Annotated in this window: 18 protein-coding genes; 2 read left to right on the top strand and 16 right to left on the bottom strand. The window is 34.5% G+C overall.

Annotation, left to right across the window (positions count from 1 at the left end):
- Positions 1–6: 6 nt before the first annotated feature.
- The 4 genes from BB050_RS17735 to BB050_RS17750 all read right to left on the bottom strand — a co-directional run bounded on the left by BB050_RS17735 (position 7) and on the right by BB050_RS17750 (position 4712).
- Positions 7–1137, bottom strand: coding sequence for an ABC transporter substrate-binding protein (locus BB050_RS17735; protein WP_066034526.1), 1131 nt, complete (start codon positions 1135–1137; stop codon positions 7–9).
- Between the two features lie 51 nt (positions 1138–1188).
- On the bottom strand, positions 1189–1779 hold the full coding sequence (locus BB050_RS17740; RefSeq protein WP_236940361.1) for a phage tail protein: 591 nt from the start codon (positions 1777–1779) through the stop codon (positions 1189–1191).
- A 225-nt stretch (positions 1780–2004) separates the two neighbouring features.
- Positions 2005–4359 carry a mechanosensitive ion channel family protein gene (locus BB050_RS17745; protein WP_066034527.1) on the bottom strand — a complete coding sequence of 785 codons (2355 nt, stop codon included), beginning with the start codon at positions 4357–4359 and terminating at the stop codon, positions 2005–2007.
- Positions 4360–4463: 104 nt separating this feature from the next.
- The gene (locus tag BB050_RS17750; RefSeq protein ID WP_066034528.1) at positions 4464–4712 is read right to left on the bottom strand and encodes a hypothetical protein; all 249 of its coding nucleotides are present in this window, start codon (positions 4710–4712) and stop codon (positions 4464–4466) included.
- A 91-nt stretch (positions 4713–4803) separates the two neighbouring features.
- Between BB050_RS17750 and BB050_RS17755 the strand changes: the two genes are divergently transcribed.
- Positions 4804–5097: a winged helix-turn-helix transcriptional regulator gene (locus BB050_RS17755; protein WP_008469053.1), complete on the top strand. Its 294-nt coding sequence runs from the start codon at positions 4804–4806 to the stop codon at positions 5095–5097.
- A 2-nt stretch (positions 5098–5099) separates the two neighbouring features.
- On the opposite strand, the gene BB050_RS17760 is transcribed toward BB050_RS17755, so the two are convergent.
- From BB050_RS17760 to BB050_RS17810, 11 genes are all read right to left on the bottom strand, one after another.
- Entirely contained in the window at positions 5100–6764 is a 1665-nt protein-coding gene (locus BB050_RS17760) for a sensor histidine kinase (protein ID WP_066034529.1), read from the bottom strand.
- 4 nt (positions 6765–6768) lie between these two features.
- Positions 6769–7782, bottom strand: a complete 1014-nt coding sequence (locus BB050_RS17765; protein WP_066034530.1) for a SpoIIE family protein phosphatase — start codon at positions 7780–7782, stop codon at positions 6769–6771.
- Positions 7775–8191 carry an anti-sigma regulatory factor gene (locus BB050_RS17770; protein WP_008469048.1) on the bottom strand — a complete coding sequence of 139 codons (417 nt, stop codon included), beginning with the start codon at positions 8189–8191 and terminating at the stop codon, positions 7775–7777. The genes BB050_RS17765 and BB050_RS17770 overlap by 8 nt, the downstream gene beginning before the upstream one ends.
- Positions 8172–8570, bottom strand: a complete 399-nt coding sequence (locus tag BB050_RS17775) for an STAS domain-containing protein (protein WP_008469047.1) — start codon at positions 8568–8570, stop codon at positions 8172–8174. Before BB050_RS17775 ends, BB050_RS17770 begins: the two co-directional genes overlap by 20 nt.
- An 18-nt stretch (positions 8571–8588) precedes the next feature.
- On the bottom strand, positions 8589–9431 hold the full coding sequence (locus BB050_RS17780; protein ID WP_008469046.1) for an STAS domain-containing protein: 843 nt from the start codon (positions 9429–9431) through the stop codon (positions 8589–8591).
- 487 nt (positions 9432–9918) lie between these two features.
- On the bottom strand, positions 9919–10557 hold the full coding sequence (pdeM, locus tag BB050_RS17785) for a ligase-associated DNA damage response endonuclease PdeM (RefSeq protein ID WP_066034531.1): 639 nt from the start codon (positions 10555–10557) through the stop codon (positions 9919–9921).
- A gap of 6 nt (positions 10558–10563) precedes the next feature.
- A complete protein-coding gene (locus BB050_RS17790; protein WP_066034532.1) occupies positions 10564–13023 on the bottom strand; it encodes a ligase-associated DNA damage response DEXH box helicase in 2460 nt (819 codons plus the stop codon).
- Complete coding sequence (locus BB050_RS17795) at positions 13023–14624, bottom strand: ATP-dependent DNA ligase (protein ID WP_066034533.1); 1602 nt, start codon at positions 14622–14624, stop codon at positions 13023–13025. The genes BB050_RS17790 and BB050_RS17795 overlap by 1 nt, the downstream gene beginning before the upstream one ends.
- Before the next feature lie 71 nt (positions 14625–14695).
- The gene (locus tag BB050_RS17800) at positions 14696–15700 is read right to left on the bottom strand and encodes a ligase-associated DNA damage response exonuclease (protein ID WP_066034534.1); all 1005 of its coding nucleotides are present in this window, start codon (positions 15698–15700) and stop codon (positions 14696–14698) included.
- Positions 15701–15736: 36 nt separating this feature from the next.
- A complete protein-coding gene (locus tag BB050_RS17805) occupies positions 15737–16096 on the bottom strand; it encodes a YidH family protein (RefSeq protein ID WP_164085596.1) in 360 nt (119 codons plus the stop codon).
- Positions 16097–16140: 44 nt separating this feature from the next.
- Positions 16141–16458 (bottom strand): hypothetical protein, encoded by a 318-nt coding sequence (locus BB050_RS17810; RefSeq protein ID WP_066034536.1) that lies wholly within the window; start codon positions 16456–16458, stop codon positions 16141–16143.
- A gap of 226 nt (positions 16459–16684) precedes the next feature.
- Here BB050_RS17810 and BB050_RS22215 point away from each other — a divergent pair, with 226 nt between their 5' ends.
- Positions 16685–16813 carry a hypothetical protein gene (locus tag BB050_RS22215; RefSeq protein ID WP_257784745.1) on the top strand — a complete coding sequence of 43 codons (129 nt, stop codon included), beginning with the start codon at positions 16685–16687 and terminating at the stop codon, positions 16811–16813.
- An 87-nt stretch (positions 16814–16900) separates the two neighbouring features.
- On the opposite strand, the gene BB050_RS17815 is transcribed toward BB050_RS22215, so the two are convergent.
- The gene (locus BB050_RS17815) at positions 16901–17530 is read right to left on the bottom strand and encodes a DsbA family oxidoreductase (protein WP_066034537.1); all 630 of its coding nucleotides are present in this window, start codon (positions 17528–17530) and stop codon (positions 16901–16903) included.
- Positions 17531–17597 lie beyond the last annotated feature (67 nt).

Genomic DNA, 17597 nt, shown 5'->3' on the forward strand with positions numbered 1-17597 from the left:
ATTTAGTTAATGACATAGATAAGCATTGTCCCAGCCTCCTATATGATCAGGTTTTGGCAGTGAGGTAAAAGCTTTAATAAAATTGCCATCGTTTGCCAATGTTTCAATTTTTTTAAAGCTTATATTATTAAAAGAGTCCAAGTTTAATTGGTATATATAGTGATTGAATAATGTTCTGTTGTTATCCTTGTCAAATTTGATATTTCCTCTTGGCCCTTCAATATCTAACTTGTATATTTCTTCAATTAAGGAACTTGTTTTTAAACTCTTAGCATTTAAAAGTAAATTCTTTAATATGAGACCATTTTCGTAACCCAAAACGGAAAAAAAAGATGGATTTTCATCATAAACATCTTTATATCGTGAAGTAAAATCTGTTGAATCTGGATCACTTTGCATCCAACTGCTAACGACATAAAGCTCATGAGGATCATTTTTATATTCTTCTAAAATTTTATCATTGACAGAAAAAGGTGTAACATAAAAAGGATATTTTTGAGTAAGTTTATTTTGTTTAAGAAAACCGGCATTCTCATCTGCATACAAACCGCTATAAAAAGCAAAAACAGCATTTGGTTGCTGTGCATTTATAGTGTGATCCATGTGTCCCGCTTCATCTTCTCTAGGCATAAAAGGAGTTATGTAGTGTCCTGTAAATTGATTTTGCTCTTTAAATGCATATTCTAATGCAGAAAGCAAACTATATCCAGAATCATAAAAAGAAGTAGAAGTTGCTATTTGATAATTTTTATTGCTAAAATACCGCCCTAAATAATAGCAAGAATCGGTTAATCCTAATGAATTGATAAATATGCCCTTATGTTCAGACGTTTGATAAGGAGTGGTTGCTCCCAAATCGGCCACCAATAATAAGATATTGTTATTAGAAGCATATTTATACACATCAGTCGTATTACGATGTCCAAGAAAGCCAATTATAATTGTAACATCTTCCTGAAAATTAAGTTTTTGTATTTTATCGATTATCAGCTTCTCGTCTGCACCAATACCAATGCTTTCTACAAAAAGTTTTACATCCAGATTGTTAAGTTTTAAACCTCTTATGAAATCTCTATCTAATGAAGGATACTGTTGAGACTTTGGGATTAAAATTCCGATTTTAATTTGCTTATCCATAAAATGAGATTAAAAAATAGAGGCAAAAATTGCCTCTATTAATAAATTGATTTAATTTCTGGAAGGAAAAATTCCATTTAGGGCAATACACATGTTTACAGCAAGGTATGGATCACGTATGCTAAAAGGAATAGTACTTCCAGTTATTGCTGTTGTACCGCCAAGCGTAGCCGTTCCGGTAAGGCCTCCAATTTTGTCAGTTCCACTTCCTCCTGGTTCGCTGTAGATATTAGGTGTTGAGCCACTTGAAGCAAAAGAGTTATTTCCATTATCAGTTTCATTGGTAATTGTACCGCCAGTTATAGTAGTTGCAGTTATCGCTACTGTTGCAGTACCACCAGTTAGAGCATGTACGTGAGCTGGCATGTTTGCCGTTGTTAAGGTCGTATTTTCAGTACCTGCGCTTTCTCCTATTACGACAGGACTTAGGCCAGGTCCCTGTCCGAAATGGATAGGACTTCTTCCTCTTAGATCAGGAAGGCCGAACGTAGAAACGCCGTTGCCCCCGTAAGTTGTTCCAAGTAGTGCAAAAAGAGCTGAATTTTGAGAAATTGACATAGTTTGTCCATTGCAAGCAGCCCACCCAGCAGGAGGGTAGTTAAATGCGAAAGATAAAATTGTTCCCAAGTAGACTTCCATCATAATTTTAAGATTTAATAGTTAATGTTAGTTTTATGTAGTGTTTTACTACAATGCTAAATTACTTTATAACAAAATTATGGGTACACGGGTTTATACGTGTTTTTGCTAATGTGCTATTATTTAACACAATACCTTAAAAGTAAGAAAAAAAAACAATATTTTTACTCCAAGTAAAATGTTTTGGGCAATAAAAAAGGCAGTAACTCGTTACTGCCTTTTTTTGTTTTAACTTGAGAATGTCAAGCCTTTATTTTTAAAGCTTGCATAAAGCTCTTGTCGCGCCAAACTTATTGTTTCTTCAGTTCTGTAAATACTGCACCAGAACTTGATTAGAAGTTTATATTTTCCATCAGAAATTGCGCTGTAATATATTTGTGATGGCTTTGAATTGTTTACCAGTGGAAGGTTTGCAAGCGTTTCATTCACAACCAAATTAATTTCCTCTGGAATGGTTTCTCCATTAATTTCAAAGGTTATTTCTACTAATTTAAAATTATCAGTATACGTCCAGTTCGTAATATTTTGTGATAATAAGTTACCATTCGGAATAATGATTTCGGCACCGTTTGGAGCATTAATCTTGGTTGTTCGCAATCCCATTGATTTGATGCGGCCAGATTCTGAACTAATTTCAACCACATCGCCAACTTGAATTGGCTTGTCAAAAATCAAAATAATTCCCGATACAAAATTGTTGACAATATTTTGAAGTCCAAGTCCGACACCGACACCAAGAGCGCCTAGAAGAATACTCAACTTGTCTAAAGGCATTCCAGAAGCTGCAACAGCAAGCAAATAACCGCTTATAAGGACCACCAATCGAGTGATAAGCAATTTTGAATGCTGTCTTTTATTGATGTTTTCTTCGTTTTCATCATCAATTTCGCCAAAGAAATAAGCAACATATTTTTGCAGTAAATGCGCTGCCCAGATAATAATGAAAAATAAAACGATATTGCCAAGCGTAAATGTGATGCTTCCGATTGTATTCGGGTGACTTAATAGTTTTGTCAAAGAAGCGCGAAGCGATTCCCAAATATTCAAATTCGAGGCAATTACAATCAGCCACATATAACTAATGGCAATGATAAAAGGCCTTTTCAAAGTGTCTGACAAGCTTTCGTAGTCAAACATTTTTTCAATTCCTCTTTTTACTCTAGTCGTATAAATTTGAAGCAAAATAATTTCCAAAATAATCTTTAGAAGTACACTTAAAGCAACAATTTGGGTAAGTGATATAAAAGCAGTTAAGCTTAACATATTAGAAAGCGAAACTCTTCCGAAAACATTATAAAGAATAGATAAAATATTTAATCCGATAAAAATGATACTTGCCCATTTAAAAAAGCCTTTTATATAAAGTTCTTCTTTAAGTGTTTTGATCTGAACCAAACCGTAGCGGATTCCTAGAATATTGATCACAACAAAAGCAAAACGCTGCAATAATCCGATTGTGATAAACAAGTCCAAAAAGCAAAGCGCGAAGAATAATCCTAACAAGAAAAGCCAGTTTCTCATAGCAACGCCAGACCACTGATTTTTGAAAAGAAAGATTAAAACGCCAAGTAAGGAAAGCTGAATTAATTCTAAAAATAGAGCAGGAGCATATAAATTGGTAACCACTGCAATGTTTAATGCAATCACTAAAACTGGCAATAAAACACCTCGATTTAAATATTTAAAATTTAAAAGCTTCAAGTTTTCGGCATAACCATTTGTTTTAAGGTATTTGATGTTTCTGGAAATGTACCAAAACAAAAGTCCCATAAAAAAGCATAAAGTGATAAGTCCGCCAGCTTTATAACTTAGATAGTAAGCGGCGACATTTTCTTCAATTATAATTTTGGCTTTAATGTTGTGGGTCACCCTTTTCTTTACGGCAGAATCACTAATTTGCCATAGAGAAGGATATTCTTTCTTGAAGATGCTGATTCCAGATTTCTCCAATTTGCTTTCGACGGTTGCCAAGGCATTAGAAACAGCAATTTTTCGTTGTACAGTAAGTCTTTTTTTGTTGTTTAGCGTCGTCTGGTTTTTAGTCATTAGACTATCCGTGGCAACATATCTTTTTCTAAGGTTCCCGAATTCTTTTTTAAATTGCTTACGGCGTATCGTATCTTTTAATAAAGTAATTAAAGTTTTGTCTTTGCGAAGATCAATTACGCGTTTCTTGATGTTTTCAAGATTTTGATTTCGATCATTGATAGCTTTGTTCTGTTCCTCCAATTCTTGTTGAATTTCCTGAAGAACAACTCGGTACATCTGTTGGTTTCTCACATTCGGATTGGCTCCTTTTAAACTGGCTAAGATTAAATCCAGTTTGCTTTCGGTACGTTTCATATCGCCAAAAAGGTGACGCGTATCTCCTGCGAAATCAATGTCGTTGTACGCAGATTCTAAAACTTCTCCAGCTTTCTCGATTGCCATTAAGTAATCGCTATCTGTTGCTGTAGTATCGTTAAATAATCTTCCGCGACTTTCTTTTTTTGCAGTTTTTTGTTCTTGACCGTAATTGAGCTGTGAGAAGAAAAGGAATAAAAATAAAGAGAAAAAATAAAGTGTTCTTTTTTGAATAGTCATAGTATTAAGGCTTATTTGGGAGCTCAAATTTAATTTTTTTTGAAAGACTTTCAGTTAAGAAAAATTAAATTTAAAACCATAACTTAATATTTAGTGGGAGAACTTTATTCTAGTTCTCTTGAAGTAATTTCTTGTTCAATTTCTTTAAGAGAATTCGAATGGTTAATCATAATAAATGCCAAAACAAAAGGAAATAGTATTAAAATTAGAAATCCCTTTTTTAGAAGTAGCAACACAATAAGAATGAATAATATGATGGCAACTAGAATCAAAATTGTAATTGTGGTCTGAATCATTTTTTGCATTTTTAACAGCTCTTCAATGCTCATGTCGCTTGGTTTCTTTCCTTTCATTTTATATTTTTACTTTAGAATTACAACAAATTTTATTTAAAAAACTTTCCAAAACAAGAAGTCAGATTTTTTTGACTACCCAGCAATTATTATGGAAGAAACAGAAACTTGTCCAGCACAAAGACTTTTGAAAATGTTATCTGGAAAATGGAAGGCAGAAATTTTTCGTTTGGCTGTAGAATCGCCTTTACGTTTTAATACTTTACTGCGTCAGATTCAAGGTTCTAACAAACAGTCATTATCTACAGCCTTAAAAGAGCTGGAGGAAGAAGGGCTTTTGGAAAAGACTACAATTAAGCTAAAACCTCTCCATATTGAATACAATTTGACAGAGAAGGGAAAAGCTTTAATTCCCGTTTTCCAGCATTTGGAAGGATTATCCTGATTTTAATTCGAGGACTGATTTTTAAGAGATAATTTAGCGGAATAGAGTTTGTTTTTTGGAAAATATATCCAAAAAGTGGTTCCTTCATCAGGTTTGCTGGTGAAGTTAATTATACCATTATGGTTTTCAATAATTCTTCGGCATAAAGCAAGTCCTATACCATTTCCTCCATATTGATCGCGTTCGTGAAGACGCTGAAACATGTCGAAAATTCGATTAGAATATTTGCTATCCATTCCAATTCCATTATCAGAAATTGCTATTACTTCATAGTTTTCTGCTCCTATAGGCAGGTGTTCATCTTTAGGAACATTTTCATGAAAAACTTTTACAGAAGGCTGTTTGGCATTAAATTTAAGAGCATTATTGATGAGATTATATAATAGCTGACGAAGCTGAGTGTCGAGCCCAAAAACTGTTGGTAGAGGATTTACATTTATAACTGCATGTTTTTCTTCAATAACCAAACTTAAATCTCCTAAAACGTCAATAATAATTTTGTTTAAATCGACTTTTTCAAAATATTGTTCTTTATTTTCAATTCTTGAATAATTAAGGACATCTGTAATTAAATTTGATAATCTTCCCGCAGCAGATGTTATTCGGTCAAAGTAATATTTTTTCTTTTGATCTTCGCTCAAATGTTCGCCAGCGCGAGAAAGCATTATCATAATTTTTCTCAGCGGCTCTTGAAGATCGTGGCTGGCAATATAAGCAAACTGTTCTAGTTCTTTATTTTTAAAACGAAGCTTTGAGTTGGCGCTTTCCAGTTCATGCTGAATTAATTTTAACTGAGTGTTATCTTTCAGTGTTTCAACCATCATTTTCTGTGCATTAATATCTACAAAATAGACCAGCCAGCTGTTAAAACTTCCATCTTCAGTTTTGTTCGGAACTATAGAAATTAAATGCCAGATATAATTAGAATCTTTTTTAATTCTAGTTTCACCTAAGAAATTTGATCGATTTTGTTTGGCTTTATTCCAGCCTTCCAAAATTCCATCGATATCTTCAGTATGAATGAAGTTCATCAAAGTTTTACGATCAAAAGAAAGTAAGGGTTTGTCTAAATAATTTTCTAGGGATTCATTTACCAGCAAGACATTATTTCGTTCATTAATTACGCAAATTAAAATCGGAATCGTGTTTGCCAACTGTTTGTATTTATTTTCACTTTCTGCCAGTTTTTCTGAAAGTGCTATAAGTTCAATATTCTTCTTTCGAATTTCGTCGTAAGGAGAAAGGGGAGTTTCAAACTTAAAATAATCAATTAACGTTTTAATCTTAGTTTCAGAAAGAAGCCCAGGAGATGGAATAGGCAGACTTATTTTAGTTACAGATTGATTATTCGAATACTGATATTCTATATGATGCGAAATTTTTGATGCATAAATAAAAGCATCTGGACTGCAACTTTTTAGATCAACATTATCGGTGATGATAGCTGTAATTTCTTTTTGTGTTGCCTTTATGATATTTATATTAAGCACCAGCAAAGAATCTTTTCCTTTTGCAATGGCACATCGGGCGACTTCAGAGACGGCAGTTGCAAATCTTGTCTGAAGGGATGATGCCATACCGCACATTTCAGCAATTTTCATGCAGCGCTTATGGGCTAGTATCAAGTCCATTTCGTTGTCAAGATTTATTTGTACAATCTCTTTCATAGTCTTAATTTATTTTTCCTACTAGAATAGTTGCATCATCATTGCCTCTGATGTTTTCTTTATAAAGAGCAGATGCAATTATGTTCGGACTTTGTTTAAAGATAGAAGTTAAATCATTTAAACTCCATCTTGTACGCAATCCGTCACTATGCATAATGATGATCTGATGTCTTCTGTAGGGCACGATCGTATTGTTTAATGTACGCGGTACGTTGTGCCCTATGATTCCGTTATAAGGTGTATACGTCTTATTATCTAACCCGTTGTAAATACGGGTGTTAATATTTCCGATACCACAAATGTTCCAAACTTCAGATTTATAATCAACAGATGCTATGGTTGCAACCAATCCTCTGGTTTTTTTTACTTTTATATGAATATCTCTCAGGATAGCGGCAGGTTCTGTTTCTATGGTTTGCCTAAACGCTTTTATCGCTGCTTCGACTGCTTCATTGGCACTTTCTCCATGTCCTAATCCATCGCCTACAAATATCTGAAAACCTTTGCTGGTTTGTTTTATATAATACCCATCTCCGCAAAGTTTTTCACCTGGATAATTTACAGCAATTGTAGCATGATTTAGTCCGCTTTTGGCAGAAGGTATTTCTAGATCGGGTTTCTCGCAGATTTTGACATATTGCACACATCCCCAATTTTTCATAGAATAAATCTGAAAATCGTTGCTTAGCCTTTTAATAGAACCTAAGCCATGTCCAAGAGTATTAGAAGACGAATAGCCGTCGTTCATTATTTTGACCACATTATCAAATCCAACTCCTTTATCGAGGCAGTAAATTTCAATTTCTTTGTATTCTCCGTCTATGTTCGCGCGATAGAGCAATTCGCCACCGTTGGCAAATTTCATTAAGTTTGAAGTTAATTCTGCAACAATAATGTCTGTTTCAGCGGCTCTGTGAGGTGTAAAACCCAATTGAAGGGCAAGATTGTGTATTTCTCTTTTTATAAAAGCAATGAGACTTCTGTCATCTATTTTATAAGTGGAAAACGTATTATCCATTTTTCCATTTTGTTATAGTAACGGTGGTACCGTTTCCTAGTTCTGATTTAATGTCAAATTCATTGACAAGTCTTTTTGTTCCGGGCAATCCTAATCCGAGGCTTTTTCCTGTGCTGTATCCATCTTTCATTGCCAGTTCAATATCGGCTATTCCAGGGCCATTATCAATAAAAGTAACCCGTACGCCATTTTCGCGTCCGTTGCTGACAGATTCAATAATGACTTTACCGCCACCGCCATATTTGAGAAGGTTACGCACAAGTTCGCTTGTGGCCGTAATAAGTTTGGTCTGATTCAAAATACTCATGCCAATTTTTACGCCATACTCTTTAACACGATTGCGGAGCGGTACAACATCCTGTTCTTTTACGATCAGTGCTTCTTCTTTGTTATTCGTTATCGTCGTCATACTCCGGCTCTTCGTTATCGCTAGTTCGCATTTTTGAGCGAAGTAAATCCATGCCTTTTTCTACATTTAAGGCACTTATAACTCCATTTAAAGATAATCCAAGTTCTACCAGTGTAATGGCAACAGCAGGCTGCATTCCCACTACAACAGTTTGTGCGTCTAATATTCTTGACATTACTGCAATGTTTCCGAGAATTCGTCCCATAAACGAATCTATAATCGAAACAGCAGAGATGTCTATTAAAACACCTTTAGAACTATGTTTACTTATAGTATTAATTAAGTCTGATTCAAGATTTTCTGCCAGCTGATCATATAAATCTACCTGTATGGTAACAAGCAGAAAATCTCCCATTTTTAGGATAGGAATTCTTTCCATAAAAAATCTTAAATCTTTTTATTCTACAATTTTCTTTCTTTTTACAACAGCTAACTGAAGCATTTCGAAAGCTGTTTGTAAGGCGCTTGCAAGTGAAGCTTTGGTGGTTATACCGCTTAAATCGATTCCTAAATGCACCACAGTCTGCGCAATTTCAGGACGAATTCCGCTGATAATACATTCTGCTCCCATTAAACGGGTTGCACTTACCGTTTTAATAAGGTGCTGTGCTACTAGAGAATCTACTGCTGGCACACCAGAAATATCCAAAATAGCGATAGAACTTCCTGTGTCAACAATCTGTTGCAAAAGGCTTTCCATCACTGTCTGAGTTCTTGAACTGTCTAGCGTTCCAATAATTGGCAAGGCAACAATTCCGTCCCATACTGTAATTACTGGAGTTGAAATTTCGCTGATTTCATCAATTTGTCTTGAGATTACGTCTTCTCTTCCTTTCATGAAAGCTTCAAAAGTCATAATCATCATGTTGTCTAAAATAGCATTCAGCTTTAGATTTGCATCATAAAGCTTCTCAGGTTCTTGAATCAATTCAGACAAAACTTGTGAGCACGCTTCTTTAAATGAAATTAAATATTGAGCATTTTCTCTAGGTGAAAAACCGCGTTTTCCTCTTGAAGATGAAATCCCGACAATTAAATCCTGAACTTTTTCAAACTCTTGTGAGTTTTCGTATTTTTCATCAGACTTAGCCAATACACTTAAAAAGAGAGAAGCAAATTCTTTTGACTCTTCTTCTTCCATCGCTCCATCTTCAGATCCTCCATCTAAAAGAATTTGAGACCAGATAGTTAATAATTTGTTTTCGTGCTCTTTTAAGACACCAAGTAAGTTGTTTTGCATTTGCTATAAATTTGGAATTTTCTCTTTCAAATATATAAATTTAAATTGGATGTTGAGAAAAGAAATACTAAAATGAAAACAAACATAAAATTTAACCTTTTTGATTGAAAAATGTATAATTACATGTTTTTGAGGAGATTTATGTTAAAAAAAAATGAATAATACTTATTTTGTGATGTTTAGAGAAAAACTGAAAAGTAAGATTGTTCGCGCTTCTAGGAGGGGAGGTTTTATTAAAAATTGTTCCCTAATTTTAGCTGGGAAATTTTAAATTAATTCTTAAAAAGGCTTTAGCCCAAATTGCGATTTGGCTAAAGTCTTCTGTATTGCAAATCATTTAAACTCCAGCTAAAGCTGGAGGCAATTCAAATTTAATTGTGTTGCTAATCCGACGGGTTTTTTAAACCTGTGGTTTTTTGATTATACTTTAAATACAACTTTAAACAGATTGTTTTAAATGTTTGTAAATAAAAGCATCGGATGGTTTTCAATTGTTTTTATTTATTAAAATAACTTCATTGCCAGCTATAGCATAAACATTATGATCTTCTTCAGGTTTCATAATAAATTTTCCCGTAAATTCTCCAAAAGCAGGCAATATCATTTGATTGCTTTTTTGAAAAAAACATCTCAGTTTTAAACTTTGAAGCCCTAATCCGCGTAAAATTATTCCTGGATGAATATGCCCCGAAAAGTTAAAGAAATCTTCTTTTTCTGTCGGATGATGGGTTAAAAGAAAATGATCCATTTCTAAAGAATCAACAACAAGAATTCCAATTTCATAATAATGTTTCTGGTCAATTATATCGTGATTTCCTGCTATTAAATATGCCTCTTGATTATGTTTGGAAATCCATTCTTCAAATAAATCCCATTCTGCATTTTTTGAACTATGGAATAAATCTCCTAAAAAAATAACTTTTTCGGGTTCAAAATAATCTAAAACTTCTGTGATTTTTCTAAAATTTTCTGAAACCGCACTTTGCGGAATGGCGATTCCGTGTTTTCTAAAATGCGTTACTTTTCCTAAATGCACATCAGAAATGATAATCATTTTTTTCGATTCCCAATAAATAGCTCCGCTTGGATGAAGTATAAAATTTTCGTCTTTGATCTGAATTTTCATAAGCTGTTATTTCATATAGGAAGCGGTCATTTTTTGAATTCTTTCTGCGAGAGTTTCACTCGAAAGCTTTTCTCTTAATCGATCGGTAATGATAGGAAAACTAAAAGGAGTTGGCTTTAAACATTGTTTCCAGATGATTTTCTGATTGGCAATTCTTTCTAATGCTAAAATCAAACGTCCTTCTTCTAATTGATGTTCAAAGGTTTCGCGATAAGCTTGATGCAATAATAAATTATCGGGTTCAAAATCTCTGAAGACTTCGAAAAGCAATTGCGACCCGCTTTGCAAATGTTTGGTCTTAACCATTTTTCCTGGAAAACCCGTAAAAACTAATCCTGAAATTACTGCGATATCTCTAAATTTTCTTCTCGCCATTTCGGTTGAATTCAAGCTTTTCTGCAAATCATGATGAACATATTCGGTTGAAAATAGATTATTGTCTAAAACTGCTTCAATATCAATTTCCTGATCCGAAAGCAATTCAAATCCGTAGTCATTATACGCCAAAGAAAAAGTGATCGATTGCAATAAACTAATTCTAAATGCCAATAAACTGGCTAAAGCTTCATGCACAAATCGTCCTTCAAAAGGATAAAAAATAGCATGAAATCCTTCTCGGGTTTTAAAAGTTTCAATTAAGAATTCATCTGGACTTGGCACAATAGATTCTTTTCGCTGTCTTGTGAATAAAGGCTGTAAAGCTTTTAATTCTGGCGAAAGATTCTCAGTATTAGCTCGATATAATTCTTTTCGAAGCAATTCGCTCATCTGCGAAGACAACGCCAATCGGCCGCCCATCCAGCTCGCAATTTTAGATTCTTTTTTCGGACTCGCTTTTTTTACCAAAACCTGCATATTTCTGATTTTGAACAATTCCAGTTTTTTTCCAGCAAAAATAAAAGTATCTCCAGGTTTTAGTTTCGATATAAACCATTCTTCAATTGTACCGATATAACCACCACTGACATATTTGACATTCATCACAGCATCGCCAACAATAGTTCCAATTTGCATTCTGTGATGCATGGCAATCATTCTGCTATTTATTTTATAACAGCCATTTTCGTCAATTTCAACTTTTTTAAATTCGTCATAGGCGTGAAGGCTTTGGCTTCCTTGAGTAATAAAATTTAAAATCCAGTTCAAATTTTCGTTGCTTATAGTTTGATAGCTAAAAGTTCCTTGAATTTCTTTTAAAATTTGATTGGGATAAAATCCGTCAGAAACTGCGAGCGTGTTTAAATATTGCACCAAAACATCCCAACTATTCAAATAGGGAACACGATCTTCTATGACGCTGTTTTCAACCGCTTTTTTCAAAGCAGAGGCTTCAATTAATTCAATAGCATGAGTAGCAAGGAAATAAATAACGCTTTCTTTTCCAGGCTGATGTCCGCTTCGCCCCGCACGTTGCATAAAACGAGCAACACCTTTTGGACCGCCGACCTGAATAATTGATTCGACAGGCGCAAAGTCAACTCCCAAATCTAAACTCGAAGTGCAGACCACCACTTTTAATTCTTCATTTCGAATGGCGTTTTCTACCCAAAGTCTGGTTTCTCGATCAATACTTCCGTGATGCATGGCCATATCACCAGCAAATTCGGGATATTTTTCTAATAATCTTTGATACCAAATTTCGCAAGCTGAACGAACATTGGTAAAAATAAGTGTCGTTTTGCTGGCTTTTATAATTTTTGCCGCTTCATCAATCAGATGTAATCCCATGTGTCCGCGCCACGGATAAGTATCCATTTTTTCAGGAATAATGGAAACAACTTTTATTTTTTTATTAATGACGGCTTTGATTAAGACAGAATTATGGTAGGCCTCAGAATCAACCCCAAGTAAAACTTCTTGCGCTTGCTGTAAATTTCCAATTGTGGCTGAAATTCCCCAAATGCGAATGTTTTTAGAAATTGCTTTTAGCCGCGATAATGCCAATTCCACTTGGACGCCCCTTTTTGTTCCTAATAATTCGTGCCATTCGTCAATTACAATTGAACTGCAGTTTTTAAAAATATTAGCATAACCTTTCGTTGCTAAAAGTAATTGTAGACTTTCGGGAGTTGTAATCAGCAAATCAGGCATTTTGTTTTTTTGTTTGGCACGTTCGGCAGAAGAAGTATCTCCTGAACGAATTCCGACAGTCATTGGAATATCTAAATCTGTAAGTACTCTTTCTGCTGCTTGTTTTATTTCGACAGATAAAGAGCGTAAAGGTGTGATCCAAATCGCTTTTAATCCTGAGTTATGTTTGGTTTTATAATTCGGATTTTCTTTGATGTAATTTAAAATGATAGGAAGCCAGAGCGCATAGGTTTTTCCACTTCCGGTTGGAGCATTTAACAAACCATTTTTTCCCTGCAAAAAAGCAGTCCAAGTCTGTGTCTGAAACGGAAAAGGTTTCCATCCCTGACTTTCAAACCAATTGTTGGCTATGGTAAATAACTGCTCTCTGTTCATTATGAAATCATATTTTTTAAATCTTCTATCGAATTGGCATCTTCAATTTTTTTATCATGTCTCCATCTTAAAATTCGCGGAAAACGGGTTGCAACTCCGCTTTTATGTCTTTTGGAAAGCGCAATTCCTTCGAAACCAATTTCAAAAACCAATTGTGGCGTAACGCTTCTTACTGGACCAAATCGTTCTAAAGTATTCTTTTTTATGAAATCGTCTACCATTCTAAATTCGGCATCGGTTAAACCGGAATACGCTTTTGCGAAAGTGACGAGTTCACGTTCTTTATTTTCATTTTCCTGCCAAAGGGCAAAAGTATAATCGGTAAATAAATTAGATCGTCTTCCGTGTCCGCGCATGGCGTAGGTGAGGACGGCGTCTATAGTTAAAGGTTCAATTTTCCATTTCCACCAATCGCCTTTTTTTCTTCCGACTAAATATGGAGAATCTTTTCGTTTCAGCATCAAACCTTCGCTTCTCATTTCGCGCGACTTTAATCTTTCTTCTGTGACGTCTTCCCAAATAGAAAAATTAAATCTTTCAGATAGTTGTAGCGGAATTTCTTTTCCAATTAAAGTCGTAAATAGTCCTTCTAACAATGTACGACGTTCTTCGTAAGGCAGATTCCGAATATCATTTCCCTGCCATTCCAATAAATCATATGCTTTAATAATAACAGGCGTATTTTTTAAAACCGAAGCTAATACATTTTTACGGCCAATTCGGGTTTGCAAATCATTAAATGTCCCAATTTGATTGTTTATAAATGGAAGAATCTCGCCATCAATAACGGTTCCGTCTGGAATATTTCCGATGAAAGATTGAAATTCTGGATATTTATCGGTTACCAATTCTTCTCCACGGCTCCAAACATAGATTTCATTATCACGAATAATAGTCTGCGATCGTATTCCGTCCCATTTATGTTCGGCGCTCCAATCTTCTGGATTTCCTAAACTTTCCAGTTCACTTTCAATTGGATAAGCCAAATAAAACGGATAAGGTTTGGATAAATAATCACTGTTTCTTTCATCCAAAATCAATTCCTGAAACGTAATCGTATTCGGATTCCAATCGCCCATTAATTTGTAAGCTAGTGTATCTTCATCAATATTTTCAGCTTTAGAAAGTGCTCGCGTCATCAGTTTCTGACTTAAACCAATTCTGAAACTTCCCGTTATTAACTTCGTGAAAACGAATCTTTCGTAATAATTTAAATTAAGCCAATTGGTTTGCAGATATTCTTTTTTCTCGAAATCGGTTTTCTTTTTTAAGGCGATTATTTCCTGTAGAAATTCGGTCAGACTTTTATCGGAATGCTCTTTTGTAGTCGGAATAACCAACGCAATAGTTTCAGCCAAATCGCCCACAATATGATAACTTTCTTCAAATAGCCAAAGCGGAATATTGGCCAATTCATTTGCCCATAAACGCAATAAGGTAGTGTTGACAGGCCGTGGCGGACGACGATGCGAAAGAATAGCAATTGTCCAGACTTTGTCTTCGTCACTTGCCTTTAAAAAATAATTAGTCAACGCATCAACTTTTACCGATGTTTTATTAGAAGTATCTAAGGTTTTTATAAGCTCGGCAAAATTTTTCATTTTAAATTTAGTTGAGGGTTGAAAGCTGTTTGTTGATGGTTTAGGAATTTGGAATTTGCTTATTTTGGAATTTAACTTTCATCAGTATCATTGGTTTCTCCTTCGTATTGTGTATGTGCTGTTCTGGCATCATAACCTAATTCTCTTAAGTATCTCGAAAATATATCTGAATATCCATGAGTGCAAATTACTTTTTCAGCTCCTGTTGCTTTTATACCTTCCAATAAACCTGTCCAATCGCAATGGTCGCTTAGGACAAAACCGCGATCCACGGCACGTCTGCGTCTGGCTCCGCGAAAAGCCATCCAGCCACTTGCTGTTCCAGTTACAAAAGGAGTCATTTTTCTAATCCAAGTGCTTCCATGTGCGCTTGGCGGAGCAATTACAATGCTGCCGAGTAAATCTTCTTTCTTGGTTTCAGTAGTGACTCTAATCGTAGGAGGCAAATCGATTTGCGGACGCACAATATTGGTCATATTTTCGATAGCGCCATGTGTGTATATTGGTCCAATGCTTGTGTCTAGATTTTTTAGTAATCGCTGCGCCTTTCCTAAAGAATATCCAAATAGTACAGAAGTTTTTCCTTCTGCGCGATTCTCAGCCCACCAATTATTTATTTCTGTCATGACATCAGCTTGCGGTTCCCATTTAAAAGCGGGAAGTCCGAACGTGCATTCAGTAATAAAAGAATGGCATTTTACCACTTCGTACGGGACAGAAATTCCGTCATCTTCTGTTTTGTAATCTCCAGTAAAAACCCAAATTTCACCTTTGTATTCAACCCTTATTTGGGCAGAACCAATAATATGGCCTGCAGGATGAAAAGAAAATTTCACTCCATTTATCGTAAAAGTTTCATTCCAATTCTTTCCTGAAACATTAATTTCCCCCAAACGATGTTTAATAATTGGAATATTTGAGTAATGGGTAATATAGTTTTGATGTCCCCATCTGGCATGATCAGAATGTCCATGGGTAATGATAGCGTTTTTTACTGGTCGCCACGGATCAAGATATACGTCGGCCTGCTGGCAGTAGATTCCTTTGTCGTTAAATTGCAATAGTGGCGGATTCATTTTTTAATTAGATAATTTAGCAATTAGATATTTTTTTTATGTGCTTGCTGCTATAATTAGATAAGCTATAAGTGATATGCTCAGTACAAAAATCATCATTGTTATAAAGGTAAGCATTGCGGTTGAATATTGATACTTTCCTTTTTTTAATAATTTGATGGTGCGAACATAACGCAAATAGGAGAGCAGAATAGTCATTGCACCAGCAATCAACAAACCGATGCCTAAATAAATAGTGAAATTGCTATTTGGCGGGACCGTCTCGGCTATATATTTTGCTGGAAGCTGTTTTAAGAATAATGAAAATTTTACTGCAACAAACCCGAAAACCATTATCCCAATTCCTGTACGAATCCATGCTAATAATGTTCTCTCATTAGACAAGTATTCATTCATAACTTCTTGATCATTTTTTGGCGACATAGTTTCTTGGAGAATTTTTAATATTCAAAATTTCTGTAAGGAGGACAGTTATATTTATCATCTTCGTTATCTAAATTATAACTGTTATAAGGATTAGCATCATCATAAGTAGGATAAGGAGTATTGTCTTCAGCTAGATTAAGTCCGCTTTCTATGATTTCATAGGAGTCTTCAAAATGACTGCAATATTTTCTGTAATTTGTATCAGGATTTTCTCCTGAAGTAAATTCATCATCCATTGCTTCATTTTCATGCGCTGTATCAACATGATCTGGTTTACTGCATTTATAATCATTTAATCTTGCAGTTTTTCTGTTGTCTTTATCTGTTCTCATGGCTGCTATTTTAAATTAGTAAATGGTTATCATAAAATGATATATACAAATTTGAAAATTAGAAACTTGAAAAATTTATAAGATTCGATTTAATTTTTATATGATTTATTTTAAAAAGGATTTCTGTGTGCTTCTCATTTTGTAAAAATCAAATATAATTCTGTAAAATAAGGACTTACACATTTTGCAAATTTGTGTATATTAATTATTTAAAAAATTATTTATCATGGAAACTTCAAGAAAAGATTCGAAATCTGGAATGAAAGATTCTGGAAAAGCTCAAAAATCAACTTCTGGTTCTAGAGGAAAAAGCACCACAAAATCTAACGATTCTAAAGGTAGAGGTGGACATTAATTTTTAGTTTTATTGAAAAGACTAAATAATAAAAGCGTGCTGTTTAAATATAAACAGCACGCTTTTAGGTTAGATAAGATTTATAATTTATTTCAGAACTTCCTGAATCGTTTTTACAAATGTTTCTACAGGTTGTGCACCCGAAACAGCATATTTTCTATCGAATACAAAAAATGGAACTCCTTGCACGCCAATTTCACCTGCTTCTTTAATATCCGACTCAACTTCTTTTAGAAATAAAGAATCGCTTTCAAGGACTTCTCTAATTTCTTCTTCTTTCAAACCAGCTTGAATTCCCAATTCTATTAAAGTTGGACCATCGTTTAAATCTCGTCCATCAGTAAAGTAGGCTTTAAAGAAAATCTCTTCGATTCTGTCGCCTATATTTTTCGTTTTAGCCAATTGAATAATTCTGTGGGCGTTTAAAGAATTAGAGATAACAGCTTTATCAAAATTATAATCTAAACCAACACTTTTTGCGCGTTCTGCAACTCCTTTGTGCATTTCTTTAGATTGTTCAATCGACATGCCTTTTCTTTCTGCTAAGAACGTATAAACGTCCATATCAGGCTGAGATGTGATTGTTGGATCTAGCTGAAAGCTTTTCCATTCAATTTCAAATTCGTCATTAGGAAATACTGCAAGTGCAGTTTCCAATTGTCTTTTTCCGATATAACAAAACGGACACATGATGTCCGACCAAATTTCTATTTTCATATTGCAAAGATAGGGAAAATTGTTGTTTTAGGTTTCAGGTTTGAAGTTTCAAGTTTCAAGTTGCTAT

The organism is Flavobacterium anhuiense, from assembly GCF_001705175.1.
Classification (GTDB): Bacteria; Bacteroidota; Bacteroidia; order Flavobacteriales; family Flavobacteriaceae; genus Flavobacterium; species Flavobacterium anhuiense.